General features: G+C 68.5%; 16 protein-coding genes. 3 read left to right on the forward strand and 13 right to left on the reverse strand.

All coding sequences use genetic code 11. The annotated features are described in order from the left end of the window. Positions 1 to 4: 4 nt before the first annotated feature. The 8 genes from K3A85_RS14670 to K3A85_RS14705 all read right to left on the reverse strand — a co-directional run bounded on the left by K3A85_RS14670 (position 5) and on the right by K3A85_RS14705 (position 6205). On the reverse strand, positions 5 to 202 hold the full coding sequence (locus K3A85_RS14670) for a hypothetical protein (RefSeq protein WP_225207250.1): 198 nt from the start codon (positions 200 to 202) through the stop codon (positions 5 to 7). A 169-nt stretch (positions 203 to 371) separates the two neighbouring features. Continuing rightward, positions 372 to 722 (reverse strand): nuclear transport factor 2 family protein, encoded by a 351-nt coding sequence (locus tag K3A85_RS14675; protein ID WP_225207251.1) that lies wholly within the window; start codon positions 720 to 722, stop codon positions 372 to 374. Continuing rightward, positions 719 to 1930, reverse strand: coding sequence for an NADH-quinone oxidoreductase subunit D (locus K3A85_RS14680; protein ID WP_225207252.1), 1212 nt, complete (start codon positions 1928 to 1930; stop codon positions 719 to 721). Before K3A85_RS14680 ends, K3A85_RS14675 begins: the two co-directional genes overlap by 4 nt. Then, positions 1927 to 2826: an NADH-quinone oxidoreductase subunit C gene (locus K3A85_RS14685; RefSeq protein WP_225207253.1), complete on the reverse strand. Its 900-nt coding sequence runs from the start codon at positions 2824 to 2826 to the stop codon at positions 1927 to 1929. Before K3A85_RS14685 ends, K3A85_RS14680 begins: the two co-directional genes overlap by 4 nt. Positions 2827 to 2839: 13 nt before the next feature. Further along, on the reverse strand, positions 2840 to 3400 hold the full coding sequence (locus K3A85_RS14690) for a NuoB/complex I 20 kDa subunit family protein (protein ID WP_225207254.1): 561 nt from the start codon (positions 3398 to 3400) through the stop codon (positions 2840 to 2842). After that, complete coding sequence (locus K3A85_RS14695) at positions 3397 to 3783, reverse strand: NADH-quinone oxidoreductase subunit A (RefSeq protein WP_225207255.1); 387 nt, start codon at positions 3781 to 3783, stop codon at positions 3397 to 3399. The genes K3A85_RS14690 and K3A85_RS14695 overlap by 4 nt, the downstream gene beginning before the upstream one ends. Before the next feature lie 187 nt (positions 3784 to 3970). After that, on the reverse strand, positions 3971 to 5401 hold the full coding sequence (locus tag K3A85_RS14700; RefSeq protein ID WP_225207256.1) for a coniferyl aldehyde dehydrogenase: 1431 nt from the start codon (positions 5399 to 5401) through the stop codon (positions 3971 to 3973). Positions 5402 to 5428: 27 nt separating this feature from the next. After that, complete coding sequence (locus K3A85_RS14705; protein WP_225207257.1) at positions 5429 to 6205, reverse strand: prepilin peptidase; 777 nt, start codon at positions 6203 to 6205, stop codon at positions 5429 to 5431. Between the two features lie 137 nt (positions 6206 to 6342). Here K3A85_RS14705 and K3A85_RS14710 point away from each other — a divergent pair, with 137 nt between their 5' ends. After that, a complete protein-coding gene (locus tag K3A85_RS14710; RefSeq protein WP_225207258.1) occupies positions 6343 to 7536 on the forward strand; it encodes an acetyl-CoA C-acyltransferase in 1194 nt (397 codons plus the stop codon). Between the two features lie 101 nt (positions 7537 to 7637). Here K3A85_RS14710 and K3A85_RS14715 read toward each other — a convergent pair whose 3' ends face one another. Beyond that, positions 7638 to 8156, reverse strand: coding sequence for an SH3 domain-containing protein (locus K3A85_RS14715; RefSeq protein ID WP_225207259.1), 519 nt, complete (start codon positions 8154 to 8156; stop codon positions 7638 to 7640). A gap of 156 nt (positions 8157 to 8312) precedes the next feature. Here K3A85_RS14715 and K3A85_RS14720 point away from each other — a divergent pair, with 156 nt between their 5' ends. Together K3A85_RS14720 and K3A85_RS14725 are read left to right on the forward strand one after the other, a co-directional pair. After that, the gene (locus K3A85_RS14720; protein WP_225207260.1) at positions 8313 to 9341 is read left to right on the forward strand and encodes a 2-hydroxyacid dehydrogenase; all 1029 of its coding nucleotides are present in this window, start codon (positions 8313 to 8315) and stop codon (positions 9339 to 9341) included. 174 nt (positions 9342 to 9515) lie between these two features. Further along, on the forward strand, positions 9516 to 10832 hold the full coding sequence (locus K3A85_RS14725) for an ammonium transporter (RefSeq protein ID WP_225207261.1): 1317 nt from the start codon (positions 9516 to 9518) through the stop codon (positions 10830 to 10832). Positions 10833 to 11184: 352 nt separating this feature from the next. Here the strand turns inward: K3A85_RS14725 and K3A85_RS14730 are convergent, their stop codons facing one another. From K3A85_RS14730 to K3A85_RS14745, 4 genes are all read right to left on the reverse strand, one after another. Then, positions 11185 to 12594 (reverse strand): NAD(P)H-dependent flavin oxidoreductase, encoded by a 1410-nt coding sequence (locus K3A85_RS14730; protein WP_225207262.1) that lies wholly within the window; start codon positions 12592 to 12594, stop codon positions 11185 to 11187. A 265-nt stretch (positions 12595 to 12859) separates the two neighbouring features. Next, positions 12860 to 13987: a peptide chain release factor 2 gene (gene prfB, locus K3A85_RS14735; RefSeq protein WP_225207263.1), complete on the reverse strand. Its 1128-nt coding sequence runs from the start codon at positions 13985 to 13987 to the stop codon at positions 12860 to 12862. A 486-nt stretch (positions 13988 to 14473) separates the two neighbouring features. Then, the gene (locus K3A85_RS14740; protein WP_225207264.1) at positions 14474 to 15019 is read right to left on the reverse strand and encodes a peroxiredoxin; all 546 of its coding nucleotides are present in this window, start codon (positions 15017 to 15019) and stop codon (positions 14474 to 14476) included. A gap of 57 nt (positions 15020 to 15076) precedes the next feature. Beyond that, positions 15077 to 17617: a penicillin-binding protein 1A gene (locus tag K3A85_RS14745; RefSeq protein WP_225207265.1), complete on the reverse strand. Its 2541-nt coding sequence runs from the start codon at positions 17615 to 17617 to the stop codon at positions 15077 to 15079. Between the last annotated feature and the right edge of the window lie 99 nt (positions 17618 to 17716).

Consider the following 17716-nt stretch of genomic DNA (forward strand, 5'->3'; position numbering starts at 1 on the left):
GTCCTCAGCGTCCCCCTGCCCGCTTCATCCAGAAGTCCTGGCCGAAAAGGAAAAGCTCGAAACCGCCGATCGCAGAGATCATCATCGGCATCCAGTCGGGCGTGTCAGCCTGGTTGGCGAGCGCCAGGAACCAGATTGCCGCGAGCAGCAGCCCGCTGACGCAGGCGAGGATCGAAAGCTGGCGGGTGGGATCTTGCTTCACCGGAAAATCTCCAACATGGCAACCGATCCTCCCCTGGAAGGGGAGGTGGCAGCCCGCAGGGCTGACGGAGGGGTAACGGCATACGCTACGTCGGCGGCGAGCAAATACCCCTCCGCCTCCGCTTCGCTGCGGCACCTCCCCCGCCGGGGGAGGATGTTGGTGCGAACCATCACCGGATGAACTCCACGCGAGAGCACTTGTCGCCCTCGAAAGAATAGACCGCGATCACGTCGAATGGTTCGACCAGCGCCGACCCATCGGTGGCGGGGCCGCGCGTCACATGCTCGCGCATCAGCACATAGTTGCCGATGGCCTGCGCTTCCCTGATCTCGGCCTGGTTCTGCGGCCAGCGCGCGAACGCAACGGCAAGGCCGGACCGCGTGCCTTCCTTGCCCTCACGCACAACATCGCCGCGATAGTTCGCCTCGCAAGCGTCGTCGGTCATGTACGAGACGTAGGTGTCGACGTCCTGCGCGTTGTACGCGGCCAGCATCGCCTTGGCGGTGTCGAGGTTGCTCAACGGTCGCACTCCCCGAACACCACGTCGATCGCGCCGAGGATGGCGGTCGCGTCGGGCAGCATGTGGCCCTTGGACATGAAGTCCATCGCCTGCAGGTGGCTGAACGCGGTCGGGCGGATCTTGCAGCGGTACGGCTTGTTGCTGCCGTCGCTGACCAGATAGACGCCGAACTCGCCCTTGGGGCTTTCGGTGGCGACATAGACTTCGCCGGCCGGAACGTGGAAGCCTTCGGTGTAGAGCTTGAAGTGATGGATCAGCGATTCCATCGACTGCTTCATCTCGGCGCGCTTGGGCGGCACCACCTTGCGGTCGGTGCTGGCGATGGGCCCTTGCGGCATCTGCGCCAGGCACTGCTTCATGATCCGGGCCGACTGGCGCACTTCTTCCACGCGCACCATGAACCGGTCGTAGCAGTCCGAATTGGTGCCGACGGGAATTTCGAACTCCATCCGGTCATAGACGTCGTAGGGCTGGCTCTTGCGCAGGTCCCACGGGATGCCGGCAGCGCGGATCATCGGGCCCGAAAAGCCCCAGGCCAGCGCGTCTTCCTTGCTCACGATCGCGATGTCGACGTTGCGCTGCTTGAAGATGCGGTTGTCGACCACAAGGCTCATCGCGTCTTCGAACAGCGGGAACAGGCGCGTGTCGATCCACTCGCCCAAGTCGACCAGCAGCTTTTCCGGCACGTCCTGGTGCACGCCGCCGGGGCGGAACCAGGCCGAGTGCATGCGCGCGCCGCTCGCGCGCTCGAAGAAGTTGAGGCAGTCCTCGCGGATTTCGAACAGCCACAGGTTCGGCGTCATCGCGCCGACGTCCATCACGTGGCTCCCCATGTTGAGCATGTGGTTGCAGATGCGGGTCAGCTCGGCGAACAGCACGCGCAGGTACTGCGCGCGCAGCGGGACTTCGAGGTTCAGCAGCTTCTCGATCGCCAGCACGTAGCTGTGCTCCATGCACAGCGGCGAGCAGTAGTCGAGCCGGTCGAAATATGGGAGCGCCTGGAGGTAGGTCTTGTTCTCGATCAGCTTCTCGGTGCCGCGATGCAGCAGGCCGACGTGCGGATCGATGCGCTCGATGATCTCGCCGTCAAGCTCCATCACCATGCGCAGCACGCCGTGCGCCGCCGGGTGCTGGGGCCCGAAGTTGATCGTGTAATTGGTGATGACCTCGTCGCCGGTGGTGGGCGACTGTTCGAGCGAGAAGCTCATGCCTCGCCTCCATCCTTGGCGTCACGGTCCGGGCGGCTCTCGGTCGGCGCGGGCGCTTGCGGCGCTTCGCCGCCGTCCTTGGCGACCGGTTCGCCCTGGCCCTGCCCGGCAACGGTGCCGCCGGTGGTCTTGGCCTCCGAAACCTTCTCGGTCGCGGCAGCATTGGCCTTCTCGCCAGCGCCGGTGTCCGAGGGCTTTTCGGTGGTCTTGGGCGTCTCGGTCTTGGGCGCGCCACCGGTGACGGGAGCGGTCGCGACCGGCGCAGGCGCGGGCGGCGGCGGCACGGCCTTCTCATCGCCCGGCAGCACGTAGTCCGCGCCTTCCCACGGGCTCATGAAATCGAACTGGCGCAGGTCCTGCGCAAGCTCGACCGGCTCGTAGACCACGCGCTTGTCTTCCTCGGAATAGCGCAGCTCGACATAGCCGGTCAGCGGGAAGTCCTTGCGGAAGGGGTGCCCTTCGAAACCGTAGTCGGTGAGGATGCGGCGCAGGTCGGTGTTGCCGGCGAACAGCACGCCGTACATGTCGTAGGCCTCGCGCTCGTACCAGCCGGCGTTGGGCCACAGCGTGGTCACGGTCGGCACCGGCGTCGCCTCGTCGGTCGTCGTCTTGACGATCAGGCGCAGGTTGCGCGTCACCGACAGCAGGCAATAGACCACGTCGAAACGCTCGAGGCGGTTCGGGTAGTCGGCCCCGGCAATGTCCATCAGCTGCTGGAACTGGTGCTCGTCGCGAAGCTTGCGCAGCGCATCTTCCACGCGCTCGCGCACGACGGTGATGACGATCTCGCCATATTCCTCGCGGGCTGCGACGACCATGTCGCCCAGCGAACCGGTCAGCTCGTCGAGCACGCCGTCGAACGAGGCATAACGCGGGGCGGAGTGAAGAACGGCCATGTCCTGCGCTCCCTCAGCGTTCCAGCGTGCCGGCGCGGCGGATCTTCCGCTGCAGCTGCATCACGCCATAGAGCAGCGCCTCGGCGGTCGGCGGGCAGCCGGGGACGTAGATGTCCACGGGCACGATGCGGTCGCAGCCGCGCACCACCGAGTAGCTGTAGTGATAATAGCCGCCGCCATTGGCGCAGCTGCCCATCGAGATCACGTACTTGGGGTCCGACATCTGGTCGTAGACCTTGCGCAGTGCCGGCGCCATCTTGTTGCACAGCGTGCCGGCCACGATCATCACGTCCGACTGGCGCGGGGAGGCGCGCGGGGCGACGCCGAAGCGCTCCATGTCGTAGCGCGGCATGTTCACGTGGATCATCTCGACCGCGCAGCAGGCAAGCCCGAAGGTCATCCACCACAGCGAGCCGGTGCGCGCCCACTGGAACAGCTCCTCGGTCGAGGTGACGAGGAAGCCCTTGTCCGAAACCTCGGCGTTGAGGCTGTCGAAGAACGCCTGGTCGGGAGCGGTCACGGCGCCCTGCGGAGCGGTGATCAGCGAGGAAGAGGTGGTGGCCATGTTGCTCATTCCCAGTCCAGCGCGCCCTTCTTCCAGGCGTAGATGTATCCGATCACCAGTTCGCCCAGGAACACCATCATCGTCGTCCAGCCCGCCCAGCCGGTTTCCTTGAGGCTCACCGCCCAGGGAAACAGGAACGCCGCTTCGAGGTCGAAGATGATGAACAGGATCGCGACGAGGTAGAAGCGCACGTCGAACTGGCTGCGCGGGTCCTCGAAGGCGGGGAAGCCGCACTCGTATTCCGAGAGCTTCTCGGCGTTCGGGTTGTGCGTGCCGGTCAACCGGGCGACGCCCATCGGCAGGAACACGAAGGCCGTCGAAAGCGCGAGTGCGATCCCGAGGAAGATCAGGATCGGAAGGTATTCTGCCAGAAGGGCGGTTTGATCGACCAAGGGCCTGACTCGCGTTGCTGGTGTTCAGGGCATTTGTTTGGACCGCGCCCTAGTCCTGCCGTGCCTCACGCGCAAGTGGGGTGCGCCGCAATATGCGCTCAAACCCCTGCCCTTTTAACCATTGGTGCACATGAAAGCGGCCGCTGCCCGCGGGGGCAACGGCCGCCGGACACGTTCCGGATCGGCGCTACTTCAGCTGCATCTTGAGCGTGCGCTGCGTCGCCGCGCCATAGGGCGGCTTGAACCCCGCCATCTTGGCAAGGTCCACCTTGGGCTGGCGATAGACCGAGCGGGCATGACTGAAGGTCTTGAAGCCCTCCGGCCCGTGATAGCTGCCCATGCCCGAAGGCCCCACCCCGCCGAACGGCAGGTCGTCGGCCGAGATGTGGAAGATCACGTCGTTGACGGTGACCCCGCCCGAGATCGTCTTCGTCAGCACCCGCTCGCGCTCGGCCTCGTCCTCGCCGAAGTAGTAGAGCCCGAGCGGCCGGTCGTGCGCATTGACGTAGTCGATCGCCTCGTCGATCGCGCGGTAGGTCTTCACCGGCAGCACCGGGCCGAAGATCTCCTCCTGCATAACCTTCATGTCGTCGTTGACGCCGCGCAGGATGGTCAGCGGCATCTTGTTGCCGTTGGTGGTGTCGAACGCCTCGCCCGCCGGGTTGACCACGACCGCCTCGGCGCCCTTGTCCACCGCGTCGTCGATCAGGCCCTGCAGCCGCTGGCGGTGCCGCGCGTTGACCACCGAGGTATAGTCGTCGTTGGCGAGCAGCGAGGGATACATCGCGCTGACGCCCTCGCGCACCGCGTCGATCGCGCGCCCCTCCAATTCCTCGGGCACCATCATGTAGTCGGGCGCGAGGCATATCTGCCCGGCGTTGAGCATCTTGCCGAGCGCAATGCGTTCCGCCGCGCGCTTGACGTCGGCGCTGCGCGACAGGATCGTCGGGCTCTTGCCGCCGAGTTCGAGCGTCACCGGGACGAGGTTGTCCGCAGCTGCGTGGAGCACGTGGCGGCCGATCGCGGTCGCGCCGGTGAACAGCAGGTGGTCGAACGGCAGCGAGCAGAACGCCTGCGCCACGTCCGCCCCGCCGAGCACCACCGCCAGTTCCTCCTCGGCGAAGTACCGGGGGAACAGCTCGGCCATAAGGTCCGAGGTGCGTTCGGTGAATTCGGACGGCTTGATCATCGCCCGGTTGCCCGCGGCAAATGCCTGGATCAGCGGCCCCATCGTCAGCTGCACCGGGAAGTTCCACGGCGCGACCACGCCGATCACGCCCTTGGGCTCGTAGCGCACCTCGGCCTTCGCGCCGAGCAGGTTCAGCGGGAAGTTGACGTGGCGCTTCTCTGCCTTCGCCCACTTCTTCAGGTTCTTCTGGCAATAGCGCAGCAGGCTGACCGAAGGCATGATGTCGGTCATCATCGACTGTTCGTGGCTGCGGTGGCCGAAGTCGGCGCTCATCGCGCGGGCAAAGGCCTCGCCGTGCTCCTTCATCAGCGTGAAGCAGCGCTCGAGCCGGTCGTTGCGGACCGAGAGCGGCTCGGGCCGGGCGGCGGTAAACGCCGCGCGCTGGCGCTCGAGAACCCCCAGCATCGCATCCTTTCCCATCACGTCCATAGTCTCGCTCCCCCCTTGGTTATCGCGTCACACCCCGCCGCCCCACAGGAACAGCGGCCAGGCCGCAAGGGCAAGGCAGGTTCCGAGCGGCAGCACGCTATCGCCAGATAGTTTACGCCCGGCCAGCAAAAGCGCAAGGACCGCGACAAGGCCAACGAGACTGCCGCCGAGGATCGTGTGGATCACCCCCTGCGGCCCGAGCCACAGCCCGATCGCCCCAAGCAGCGGCGGGTCGCCCCCGCCCATCCCCTCGCGCCCCCGCGTCCGGCGATAGCCCTGCGCGACCAGCCAGAGCAGCCCGAAGCCGAGCGCGCCGCCCAGCAGCGCCATCGCCAGCGGCAGCGGGTCGGAGGCTGCGAAGCTGCGCGCGGCGGCAAGCGCGAGCCCGGTCGCCGCGAGCAGCCCGGTCAGCACGCGCGGCAGCCACAAGTGCCGCGCATCGAGCAGCGCGAGCAGCAGCAGTTGCCAGCCGAACACCATCGCGGCGAGCACCGCGCCGGGGCTGGCCAGCACCACCGCGCCCACGCCGACCAGCGCCGCGCCCAGCTCGGCGGCGAACTGCCACCAGCCGATCGGCGCATCGCAGGCGCGGCACCGGCCGCGCTGCGCGAGCCACGAGACCAGCGGGACCAGCTCGGTCACGCCCAGCGCCTTGCCGCAGCTATCGCAGGCCGAGCGCCCGCTGACGACCGAGCGACCCGCGGGCAGGCGCTCGAGCGTCGCGCCGAGGAAGCTGCCGACGATCGCGCCGAGCCCGCCGGCGCTCGCCAGCAGTGCAAGCGGCAGCGCGCTCCCCTCGTACACCGGTCGCGTTCCCTTCCGTCCCGCGCGACAGCCGACCGACTGTCGTCGCCCCTCAATTGCAATTGGTGCGCTGCACCATTAGATCGGCGGCGAACGGCCGCCCGGCCGTCGTCCTAGCACACCAAGGAACCCGTGCCATGGCCCAGTTCTCTGCTGCCGATCCCGTCGTGATCCTGTCCTATGCGCGCACCCCGATGGGCGGGATGCAGGGCGTGCTCGCCGATGTCGCCGCCACCGATCTCGGCGCGACGGCGGTCAAGGCCGCGGTGGAGCGCGCCGGCGTCGCGGGCGAGGACATCGAGCGCATCTACATGGGCTGCGTGCTGCCCGCCGGCCTCGGCCAGGCGCCCGCGCGCCAGGCCGCGATCAAGGCCGGCCTGCCCAAGTCGGTCGAGGCCACCACCGTCAACAAGGTCTGCGGCTCGGGCATGATGACGGTGATGATGGCCGCCGAAGCGCTCGCCGCGGGCAGCGCCGATCTGATCGTGGCCGGCGGCATGGAATCGATGACCAACGCCCCCTACCTGCTCAAGAAGCACCGCTCGGGCGCGCGCATCGGCCACGACACCGCCTACGACCACATGTTCCTCGACGGGCTCGAGGACGCCTACCAGGGCGGCGCGATGGGCACCTTCGCGCAAGCGACCGCCGACGAATACCAGCTGACCCGCGAAGTCCAGGACAGCTACGCCATCGAGTCGCTGTCGCGCGCGCAGGCCGCGATCGCCGGCGGCGGCTTTGCCAGCGAAGTCGTGCCCGTCACGATCAAGACCCGCAGCGGCGAAGTCGTCGTCGATACCGACGAGCAGCCCGGCAAGGGTCGCCCGGACAAGATCCCCACGCTGAAGCCCGCCTTCGGCAAGGACGGCACGATCACCGCCGCCTCGTCGTCGTCGATCTCCGACGGCGCCGCCGCGCTGGTGCTGACTCGCGAGAGCCTGGCCAGGGAAAAGGGCCTCGCGCCGGTGGCGAAGGTCGTCTCGATCGCCGCCCACGCGCAGGAGCCTGCGAAGTTCACCACCGCCCCGGTCGGCGCGATCCAGAAGGTTCTCGACAAGGCGGGCTGGTCGGTCGGCGACGTCGACCTGTTCGAAGTCAACGAAGCCTTCGCCTGCGTCGCGATGTTCGCGATGCACGACCTCGGCATCCCGCACGACAAGATCAACGTCCACGGCGGCGCCACCGCGCTCGGCCACCCGCTCGGCGCCTCGGGCGCGCGCATCGTCACCACGCTGATCGGCGCCTTGAAGCACAAGGGCCTCAAGAAGGGCGTCGCCAGCCTGTGCATCGGCGGCGGCGAAGCCACCGCGATCGCGATCGAGCTGGTCTGATCCGGCCGGCCGGCACCTGCTCGCAAGCGCGGCTGCCGGCCCGTTCCCCCAACCGCTTGCCCTGAGTGTGTCGAAGGGCTGCCTCGCCCCTCCTTTGCAGGTCAGGGCGTGCCCGCGCCCCAGACCTTGTCGGCCTCGACGTAGCCCTTGCGGCCGTCGATGTCGGCCTTGCACCAGCCGTTGTCGCAATCATCGAGCTTGGCGACCACGCCGGGCGCGGCGCGCCACAGCAGCTTGCCCGAACCGTCCTTGTTCTCGCGGATCGCGGCAGGTTCGGCGCCAGGCTTGCCCTTGACCATCCCGGTCCGCTGGCGCGTGAGGAACTGCGCCAGCATCCAGCCGCGCGCGCCGCCGGGGTCCTCGACCAGACGCCAGCCGCCCATCACCCGCAGCACCTTCATCGGCAGGCCCTGGCGCACGTAGACCCAGCTGATCCGGTATTCGCGGCCCGGGCCGACGCGCAGGTTGGCCGGCTGCTTGCGCAGCGAAACCCAGTAGGGCACGCCGGCGTCGTCGTCTGCGCGCGCCGGTGCGCTGGCAAACGACGACAGCGACAGCGAAAGGCCGAGAGCGAGCGGCAGCAGCGCCTTGCGCCGGACGGGAGTCGGGTGGACTTGCATGCGATTCGATCCGATACACCGCTGACCGGCCAAGACAATGCCTCTCGGCATGGGGTGCGCGACCACGGCATGGCGCCTGCCCTTCCCCGCCTGCCCTTCCCCGCCTGCCCTTCCCCGCTTGACCGTCGCGCGCCAAGCGGCCTAGCGATGGGCACGATGAGCCAGCCCGCCGCCTCCGCCGAGTACCGCCCCGCCCGCCGCGTGGAAGGAAAGCCCCGCGTCGTCGTCACCCGCCGCCTGCTGCCCGAGACCGAGGCGCGCATGGCCGAGCTGTTCGACGTGACGCTCAATGAAGAAGACAAGGCGATGGACCGCGCCGCGCTGGCCGAGGCGCTGCAGCGCGCGCACGTGCTGGTGCCCACCGTCACCGACACGATCGATGCCGAACTGATCGCCGCCGCCGGGCCGCAGCTCGGCCTGATCGCCAATTTCGGCGCGGGCACCGAGCACATCGACCTTGCCGCCGCGCGCGCCCGCCGCATTCCCGTGACCAACACGCCGGGCGTGTTCACCGACGATACCGCCGACATGACCGTGGCGCTGATCGTCTCGGTCATGCGCCGGCTCAACCACGGCGGCCGCACGCTGCGCGCGGGCAAGTGGGAGGGCTGGGCGCCGTCGACGCTGCTCGGCCATCGCCTCGGCGGCAAGGTGCTCGGCATCGTCGGCATGGGCCGGATCGGCCAGGCGGTCGCGCACCGCGCCCGCGCCTTCGGCCTGTCGGTCGTCTATCACAACCGCCACCGCCTGCCCGAGGCGCTCGAGAACATGCTGGCGGCACGCTTCGAGCCCGATCTCGACGCGCTGGTCGCCGGCGCCGACGTGCTCAGCCTGCACTGCCCGGCGAGCCCCGAGACGCACCACCTGATCGATGCGCGGCGGATCGCGCTGATGAAGCCGCACGCGACCATCGTCAACACCGCGCGCGGGCAGCTGATCGAGGAGGAGGCGCTGATCGCCGCGCTCGTCGAAGGGCGCATCGGCGGCGCCGGGCTCGACGTGTTCGAGCACGAACCCTCGGTCGATCCGCGCCTGCTCTCGCACGACAACGTCGCGATCCTGCCGCACATGGGCAGCGCGACCTTCGAGGGGCGGATCGCATCGGGCGAGAAGGTCATCGCCAACATCCGCTTCTGGGCCGACGGCCACCGCCCGCCCGACCAGGTGCTCGAAGGCTGGGCCTGAAAGGGCGGGCCGGATGGACGGTTGGGCAGGCCCGGCGCTGCGCCCTGTCCCGTTCACACACAACAATCGTTCGCGTAATACTTGCGGCGCGCCAGATCGTTGCCTAGACGGCGCGGCGAGAGGGTCGGCCGCCTGCAGCGCCTGCTGCCGGGCGAGAGGGAGAACGGGAACACGATGCGCAAGGTTCTGGGGGCGGCGCTGGCTGCCGCGATGGTCGCGTTCCCGCTGCTCGCCCACGCGCAGAGCGCCGGGCTGACCAGCGACATCGACGTCGCCGACAGCGGCGACACCGCCTGGATCCTCGTCTCGGCCGCGCTCGTGCTGATGATGGCGGCGCCCGGCCTCACCCTGTTCTACGGCGGCCTCGTCCGCGCCAAGGGCTTCCTCGCGGTCGCGGTGCAGACCGGCGCGATCGCCGCCGTCGCCTCGATCCTGTGGGTGGTGTGCGGCTACACGCTGGCCTTCGGCGACGTGACCAGCGGCTGGCTCGGCAGCGGCAATGCGTGGATGCTGCTCGACCTCGGCAACGTGCGCGATGCGACCGACGTGCCGGAGAGCGCCTTCGCGCTGTTCCAGATGGCCTTCGCGCTGATCACGCCTGCGCTGATGGTCGGCGCCTGGGTCGATCGCGCCCGCTTCGGCTGGGTCGTCGGCTTCACCGCGCTGTGGAGCGTGATCGTCTACGCGCCGGTCGCGCACTGGATCTGGGGCGGCGGCTGGTTGGCGACGCGGGTGGGCACGCTCGACTTCGCCGGCGGCATCGTCGTGCACACCACCGCGGGCGTCTCGGCGCTGGTCGTCGCGCTGCTGCTGGGCAAGCGCAGCGGCTTTCCCAGGACGCTGATGCTGCCGCATTCCCCCGCCCTGACGATGGCCGGCGCGGCGCTGCTGTGGGTCGGCTGGTTCGGCTTCAACGGCGGCTCGGCGCTCGCCGCCAACGACGATGCGGCGGCCGCGATCATCAACACCCACCTCGCCGCCTGCACCGCCGCGCTCGCCTGGATCCTGCTCGAGCGGATCGCGGTGGGCAAGCCGACCTCGATCGGCTTCGCCACCGGCGCGGTCGCCGGCCTCGCCACGGTGACCCCGGCCGCCGGGTTCATCGCGCCCGGCGCGGCGATCGTGCTCGGCCTTGCCGCGGTGGCGGTGTGCTACCCGATGATCCTGCTGGTCAAGTTCAGGCTCGAGATCGACGATTCGCTCGACGTCTTCGCGGTCCACGGGATGGGCGGGATCACCGGCTCGATCCTGCTCGCGATCTTCCTTTCGCCCAAGCTCGGCGGCACCGGCTATGCCGAGGGCATGTGGATGAGCCGCCAGCTCGTCGCGCAGCTCACCGGGGTCGGCGTGGTCGCGCTGTGGAGCGCGGTCGCCACGGTGATCGCCGCGCTGATGGTCTCGATGGTGATCCCGATGCGCGTCACCGAGGACGAGGAACGCGAGGGCCTCGACATCACCGCGCACGGCGAGCGCGCCTGGGAATTCGACTGAGTCGGGCGCTGGCGCCGACCACCAGAACCCCCCGCAAGGTTGACGGGGTTTACACAGTCCTGGACCAAAAAACCCGGCCCCCGTGCGGCGGCGCCGGAGACTTGCGCCAAGCTGCGGAAAAGGGAGCGTTTTGCCGGCTTCATCGGGGCCAATATAACGCCGCCTGCGCCTGTAGGACAGCGCGCCCGAGCAAGGCCCCCGCAACTTGCATATGCAATACACAGGGCAGGCGCCCGAAGCGCCCCTCTGACGGGCCTGTTTCGACAGTCCGCAGCCGTCTCCCGGCCCTGCCCGGCCCCGGTCCCTGCGCCGACCCTCTGCCCGCGAAGCGAAGAGGCCGGCGCCGGCGCGCTCAGTCGCCGGTGAGGATGCGATCGACCAGTTGCTTCACCGTGGGGGTGAAGCCGTTGGAATAGAACGGATCCTGCTTGAAGCGGTAGGCGGCGTGGCCCGCGAACATCAGGTTTTCGTCGATGGGGCCACCGTGGGCGATGTCCTGCAAGGTCTTCTGGATGCAGAAGCTGCGCGGATCGGCGAGGCGGCCGGTGGTGTAATCATCGTGGTCCTTCCACGAGGAAAAGCCGCAGTGCGACAGGCAGCCCATGCAATCGGCCTGATCCTTGCGGATTTCCTCGCGCTCGGCAGGCGTCACGAAGACGATGGTGTCGTCGGGCGTGCGCAGCGCGTCGGTAAAGCCCGCGCCGTGCCATTCGCGCGCGCGACCGAGGTCGGCGGGCGTGACCCAGAAGTTCTTGCCCTTGACCCCCACGTCGAGCTGAACGGTGTGTTCGCCCGCGCTGACCTTGGAATAAGGGATCTGGCGTTCCGAGCGTGCTTCGAGGCTGCGCAGGAAGGGGTTGCGCACCGCCGAGGAATAGAAGCCCGTCGGCGAGAAGCGGTGGAGCAGGACGTCGCCCGGCTCCAGCGTGCGCAGGTGGTCCTTCCACGCCTGCGGGATCGGGCTTTCCTCGGTCAGCAAGGGCCGCGTGCCGAACTGGAAGGCGATCTTGCCAAGCTCGGGATTGTCGATCCAGTCGTTCCATTCGCGCAGGAACCACACGCCGCCCGCCATCACGATCGGCACGTCGTCGGACACGCCTTCGGCGCGCATCACGTCGCGCAGCGCCTTGACGCGGGGATAGGGATCTTCGGGCTTCTTCGGGTCTTCGGCGTTCGACAGGCCGTTGTGGCCGCCCGCGAGCCACGGGTCTTCGTAGACCACCGCGGCAAGCAGGTGCGAGACCTTGTGATAGGCGCGCTTCCACAGCGCGCGGAAGGCGCGGCCCGACGAGACGATCGGCAGGTAGTGGACGTTGAAGCGCTCGGCGATTTCCGACAGCTTGTAGGGCATCCCTGCGCCGCAGGTGACGCCGGTGACGAGGCCGCGGGTCTTTTCCAGCACGCCTTCGAGCACGGCCTGCGCCCCGCCCATTTCCCACAGCACGTTGATGTTGATCGCGCCCTTGCCCGAGGCGATGTCGTAGGCGCGCTTCACCTGTTCGACCGCGCCGTCGATGGCGTAGCGGATCAGCTGTTCGTGGCGTTCCTTCCGGGTGAGCTGGGCATAGACCTGGGGAATGATCTTGCCTTCGGCGTCGTAGCTGTCGGCATTGACGGCGCTGACCGTGCCGATGCCGCCCGCCGCGGCCCAGGCGCCCGAGCTCATGTGATTGGTCGCGGCGACACCCTTGCCGCCTTCGACCAGCGGCCAGACTTCACGGCCGCCATAGAGGATCGGACTCAAACCCTTGAAAACAGACATAGCCCTCTTTCAACCCTGTCCCGGCGCGCCCGGTCCGGCGCGAAAGGACCCATCGCAGCCGCCAGCCAGCGGCCTGCCCGATTGCCAGCCGCTTAGGAGCAAACGCGCCCGAACGAAAGAGGATGCGATGCCCTTTGCCAAAAACTCGCCACATTTCGGCACGGTCGGCAGCAAGGGCGCGAGGCGTGGAACCCCCACCCCCATCCCCTCCCCACCGGGGAGGGGGGAGTTGAGGAGGGGGATTTCAGCCCACTGCCCCAAAGCGTCAGTCGTCGTCGGAGACGTCGACCTTTTCGCCGGTGACCTTCTGCGACAGCGCGGCGGCCATGAACGGATCGAGCGCGCCGTCGAGCACTTCGCCGGGGTTGGTCGAGACGACGCCGGTGCGCAGGTCCTTCACCTGCTGGTAGGGCTGGAGCACGTAGGAGCGGATCTGGTGGCCCCAGCCGATGTCGGTCTTGGCCTGATATTCGCCGCTGGCCGCCGCTTCGCGCTTGGCGAGTTCGGCTTCGTAGAGCCGCGCCTTGAGCATGCCCATCGCGGTGGCGCGGTTCTTGTGCTGCGAACGGTCGATCTGGCTCGCCACGATGATCCCCGAGGGCACGTGGGTGATGCGCACCGCCGAATCGGTGGTGTTGACGTGCTGGCCGCCGGCGCCGCTCGCGCGGTAGGTGTCGATCTTCAGGTCGGCGGGGTTGATCTCGATCTCGATGTTGTCGTCGATTTCGGGATAGACCCAGACCGAGCTGAACGAGGTGTGGCGCCGCGCCGAGCTGTCGTAGGGGCTGATCCGCACGAGGCGGTGCACGCCGCTTTCGGTCTTGGCGTAGCCGTAGGCGTTCTCGCCCTTGATCAGCAGCGTAGCGCTCTTGATCCCGGCCGCTTCGCCCGCGTGGTAGTCGAGCAACTCGACCTTGTAGCCGTGGCGTTCGGCCCAGCGCGTGTACATGCGCTGGAGCATTTCGGCCCAGTCCTGGCTTTCGGTGCCACCGGCGCCGGCGTGGACTTCGAGGAAGGCGTTGTTGGCATCGGCCTCGCCCGCCAGCAACGCCTGGATCTTGTCGTTGTCGGCGCGGGTGGCGAGCGCGGCGAGCGTCGCCAGGCCCTCGGCGATGGTGTCGTCATCGCCTTCCATCTCGCCCAGTTCGACGAACTCGATCGCGTCGGCCATTTCCTGGCTGATCTGGTTGACCGCGCCGATCGCGGCTTCGAGGCGGCGACGCTCGCGCATCACTTCCTCGGCCTTCTTCGGATCGTCCCACAGCTTGGGATCCTCGACGCGCGCGTTCAGCTCGTCGAGACGGCGCACGGCGCGGTCCCAGTCGAGGAACTTGCGCACCAGCGCCAATGCGGCGTTGATGCGGTCGATGTGGGCCTGCCCTTCGGCACGCATGTCGTTGCACTCCGGCTCGAAAATTCGAAAGGACGGCGCTTAGCGGAGCGGCGCGCCATGTAAAGGGGGGTGGGCACAGAGCCAGGCGCACGGGACGCTGCCAGTGCCGCATCTTCTTTCGTCACCCCGGGCCTGACCCGGGGTCCCGCTTCTTTGCGGGCTACCCAGCCGGATCAGAAGAAAGCGGGACCCCGGATCAAGTCCGGGGTGACGAAAGAAGGGCGGAGAACTTGTCCTTCCCGGCTCATGCCCCGCAATCCGGAAGGGACTGCGCCAGAAGCATGGGATGCGGGGGGGCCGGCCGCTCCGCCAGCCCTGCGGGCTGCCGACCTTCGTCCTGCACGATCCTCCCCGTTTTCACGCAGTGCAAATGGGGAGGGGGACCGCGCGCGAAGCGCGGGGTGGAGGGGAAGCCGGCCCCTCCGTCAGCCCTGCGGGCTGCCACCTCCCCGTTTGCGCTTCGCGAAAACGGGGAGGATCAAGTGATTAACGGGCGGCCTTAAGCTTTTGGACGGCGGCGAGGGTCAGCTTGACGTGGTCGCGGTAGTTCATGTCGGAGTGGACCAGCACGATCCGGCCCTTGCGGTCGATGACGTAGCTGGTGCGGGTGGTCAGGCCGGTCGACGCGCCGCCCTGCTTGAGGGCGACATCGTAGGCGGCGATCACCGGCGCCGTGGCGGCGGCGACGGCGAACTTGTCGCGGCAGGCCTCGGTCGAGAACTTCTGCAGCGTGGGCAGATCATCGTTCGACATGCCGACGACCTGCGCGCCGGCCTTGGCGAAATCGGCGCTGGCTTCGGCGAAGGCATGCGCTTCGAGCGTGCACCCTTGGGTGAAGGCCTTGGGGTAGAAGTAGAGCACGACCGGCCCCTTCTTCAGCGCCTTGTGCAGGTTGAAGGCGAAGGGCTTGCCCTTGAGCGCGCCCTGCGCGGTGAAGTCGGGGGCGAGCGCGCCTTGCGCCAGTTCGGCCCTGGCCGAGGCGGGAGCGAGCAGCGCGAGCGCGGCGGCGGCGGGGAGGAGCGTGCGGATCATGGGCACAAGGCCTACCACAGCCCTGCGCGGACTCAAACCCGCCCGCACGGGCGAGGATCAGTAGATCCCGCCCTGCTCTTCGAGGAAGTCGCCTTCCTCGGCCGGGGCGGCGTCGTCGGGCACGGGCAGGCCGCGCGCGGCGCGGGCGCGCTTGATCGCCTCGATCACCGCTTCCTTGGCGGTCAGCTCCTCGGCGCGGACGGTGCGGCGCGGTTCGGTATCGGGCTTGAACGCCTCCCAGATCACGCTCGCCTTGCGCACGTCGTCCTGCGGCACGCCGGCGAAGACGCGCTTGCCCGAGACGCGGTCGATCTTGACCATGCGGATGCCGGCTGGGACGGTGAACGGCGTGTCGGACCAGCGCTTGCGCGTGCCCTGCACGAAGTCCTTGAAGATCGGCGCGGCGATGCGGCCGCCCTGCGCATAGCCGCCGAGGCTGCGCGGGGAATCGTAGCCCATGTAGATGCCGGCGATGATGTCGCTCGAGCCGCCGCAGAACCAGACGTTGGTCGGGCCCGAGGTGGTGCCGGTCTTGCCGAACAGCGGCAGCTTCAGGTCGGCGAGCACTTCGGCGGTGCCGCGCACGACCACGCCTTCGAGCATGTGGACGACCTGGTAGGCGGTGCGCGGGTCCATCACCTGCTTGCCCAGCGGCTTGAACCGCGGCATCGGCCGCCCGTCCCAGCGCGCCATGTTGCAGCCCGAACATTCGCGGTTGTCGGCCTTCCACACGACCTTGCCGTTGCGGTCCTGCACGTAGTCGACGAGCGTCTGCTCGTGCTGGCGGCCGTGGTTGGCGAGCGCGGCATAGGCGTTGACCATGCGCGCGACGGTGGTGTCGCCCGCGCCCAGCGCCATCGACAGGAACGGCTGGTAATCGCCGATGCCCACGTTCTTGATGGTGCGCACGACCTTGTCCATGCCGGTATCATTGGCGATGCGCACGGTCATCAGGTTGCGCGACTGTTCGAGGCCCCAGCGCATGGTGTGGGTGCCCCCTGCCCCGCGCATGTCGAAGTTGCGGAAGCACTTCTGCCCGAGCGCGGCGCCCTGGTAGACGCAGAAGGTGCCGTCGAGCACCGGCGAGGCCGGGGTCATGCCGTTGTCGAGCGCGGTCGCATAGACGAAGGGCTTGATCGTCGAGCCCGGCTGGCGCTGGGCCTGCGTCGCGCGGTTGAACGCGCCGAGGCGCGCGTCGAACCCGCCCTGCATGGCGAGCACGCGCCCGCTCTGCGGGTCCTCGACGACCATGCCGCCCGAGACTTCGGGCACCGTGCGCACCACCCAGCCGCCGCCCGAGGGCGCCGCGGCGATGACGTCGCCGACGCGCAGCGCATCGGGCAGGCCGTAGAGCGGCGCGGTCCTGCCGTCGGCAAAGCCGATCGTGCCCGAGCCGCCCGAGCGCGCGAGCACCACGCCGACGCGCCAGTCCTGGTAGTTGATCGAGAGGTTGCTGGTGATCAGCTCGGTCTGCCAGCGCTCGCCCGCGTCGATATGCGCGATCGGGCCGTGCCAGGCGCGCCCAGCGGAATAGCGCAGCAGGCCGGTGCGCAGCGCCTTCTGCGCGGCGCTCTGCAGCTCGGTGTCGAGCGAGGTGCGCACCCACAGGCCGCCGGCATAGACCGAATTGGGGCCGTTGTCGGCGTTCTCGCCGAACTTGTCGATCAGCTGGCGGCGCACTTCCTCGAGGAAGTAGCCGGCGTCCGCGGTGTAGTTCTCGGCGCGGCGCGGGACGAGGCCCAGCGGCTGCGCCTTGGCCTCGGCGGCCTGCGCAGGGCTGGCCCAGCCGTTCTTGACCATCTGGTCGAGCACCCAGTTGCGCCGGGTGAGCGCCTGTTCCTCGTACTTCTTGCGGCCGTAGCGCTCGGGCGCCTTGGGCAGGATGGCGAGGAAGGCGGCCTCGTTGAGCTTGAGGTCGCCGACGTCCTTGTCGAAGTAGGCGCGCGCGGCGGCCTGGACGCCGAAGCTCTGGCGGCCCAAGGGAATCTCGTTGAGGTAGAGCTCGAGGATCTGCTGCTTGTCGAGCACGCCTTCGATGCGGCGGGCGAGGAGGATTTCCTTGAGCTTGCGGCTGACCGAGTATTCGTCGCCGACGAGGATGTTCTTGGCGACCTGCTGGGTGATGGTCGAGCCGCCGCGCGCGCGCTGGCCCGAGCCGTACTTGGTGACATAGTCGACCACCGCACCGGCGAAGCCGAACACGTCGACGCCGCCGTGGGTCCAGAAGGTCTTGTCCTCGGCCGAGAGGAAGGCGTTGATCAGCGGCTCGGGAAAATCGACGAAGCGCAGCTGGACGCGGCGTTCGCGGGCATAGCTCGAGACGATTTCGCCATCGTTGCCGCGCACCATCGTGGGCAGTGGCGGCTGGTAGGTGAGCAGCTTGTCGGCCGAGGGCAGCGTGCGGATCACCGTGACCCAGAGCAGCGCATAGGCGAGCACCAGCGCGGCGAGCAGATAGCCTGCGCGGCGCAGCCACTTGCTCGAGCGCCAGGCATCGCCGAGGCGGGCGAGGCCGGCAGAACGCAGCAGGCCGGCGCCACGGCGGATGCGGAAGCGCTGCGCGCCGGGTTCGTCGGTGTCGGGCAATTGGTCGGCCATCGCCCCGCCCTCTAGCACGCCGTTTCGCGCCAACGCCAGCCGGGCAAAGCAAGCCGCCGTGCAAGGGGGGTCGGAGCGGCGGTGCCGGGCTCCGCAAGC

Source organism: Novosphingobium huizhouense (assembly GCF_020179475.1).
In the GTDB taxonomy this organism is placed as follows: Bacteria; Pseudomonadota; Alphaproteobacteria; order Sphingomonadales; family Sphingomonadaceae; genus Novosphingobium; species Novosphingobium huizhouense.

Coding starts and splice junctions, on each gene's coding strand:
- K3A85_RS14680 (WP_225207252.1), bottom strand. CDS start 1,930: ATGAGCTTCTCGCTCGAACAGTCGCCCACCACCGGCGACGAGGTCATC.
- K3A85_RS14685 (WP_225207253.1), bottom strand. CDS start 2,826: ATGGCCGTTCTTCACTCCGCCCCGCGTTATGCCTCGTTCGACGGCGTG.
- K3A85_RS14690 (WP_225207254.1), bottom strand. CDS start 3,400: ATGAGCAACATGGCCACCACCTCTTCCTCGCTGATCACCGCTCCGCAG.
- K3A85_RS14700 (WP_225207256.1), bottom strand. CDS start 5,401: ATGGACGTGATGGGAAAGGATGCGATGCTGGGGGTTCTCGAGCGCCAG.
- K3A85_RS14710 (WP_225207258.1), top strand. CDS start 6,343: ATGGCCCAGTTCTCTGCTGCCGATCCCGTCGTGATCCTGTCCTATGCG.
- K3A85_RS14715 (WP_225207259.1), bottom strand. CDS start 8,156: ATGCAAGTCCACCCGACTCCCGTCCGGCGCAAGGCGCTGCTGCCGCTC.
- K3A85_RS14720 (WP_225207260.1), top strand. CDS start 8,313: ATGAGCCAGCCCGCCGCCTCCGCCGAGTACCGCCCCGCCCGCCGCGTG.
- K3A85_RS14725 (WP_225207261.1), top strand. CDS start 9,516: ATGCGCAAGGTTCTGGGGGCGGCGCTGGCTGCCGCGATGGTCGCGTTC.
- K3A85_RS14730 (WP_225207262.1), bottom strand. CDS start 12,594: ATGTCTGTTTTCAAGGGTTTGAGTCCGATCCTCTATGGCGGCCGTGAA.
- prfB (WP_225207263.1), bottom strand. CDS start 13,987: ATGCGTGCCGAAGGGCAGGCCCACATCGACCGCATCAACGCCGCATTG.
- K3A85_RS14740 (WP_225207264.1), bottom strand. CDS start 15,019: ATGATCCGCACGCTCCTCCCCGCCGCCGCCGCGCTCGCGCTGCTCGCT.
- K3A85_RS14745 (WP_225207265.1), bottom strand. CDS start 17,617: ATGGCCGACCAATTGCCCGACACCGACGAACCCGGCGCGCAGCGCTTC.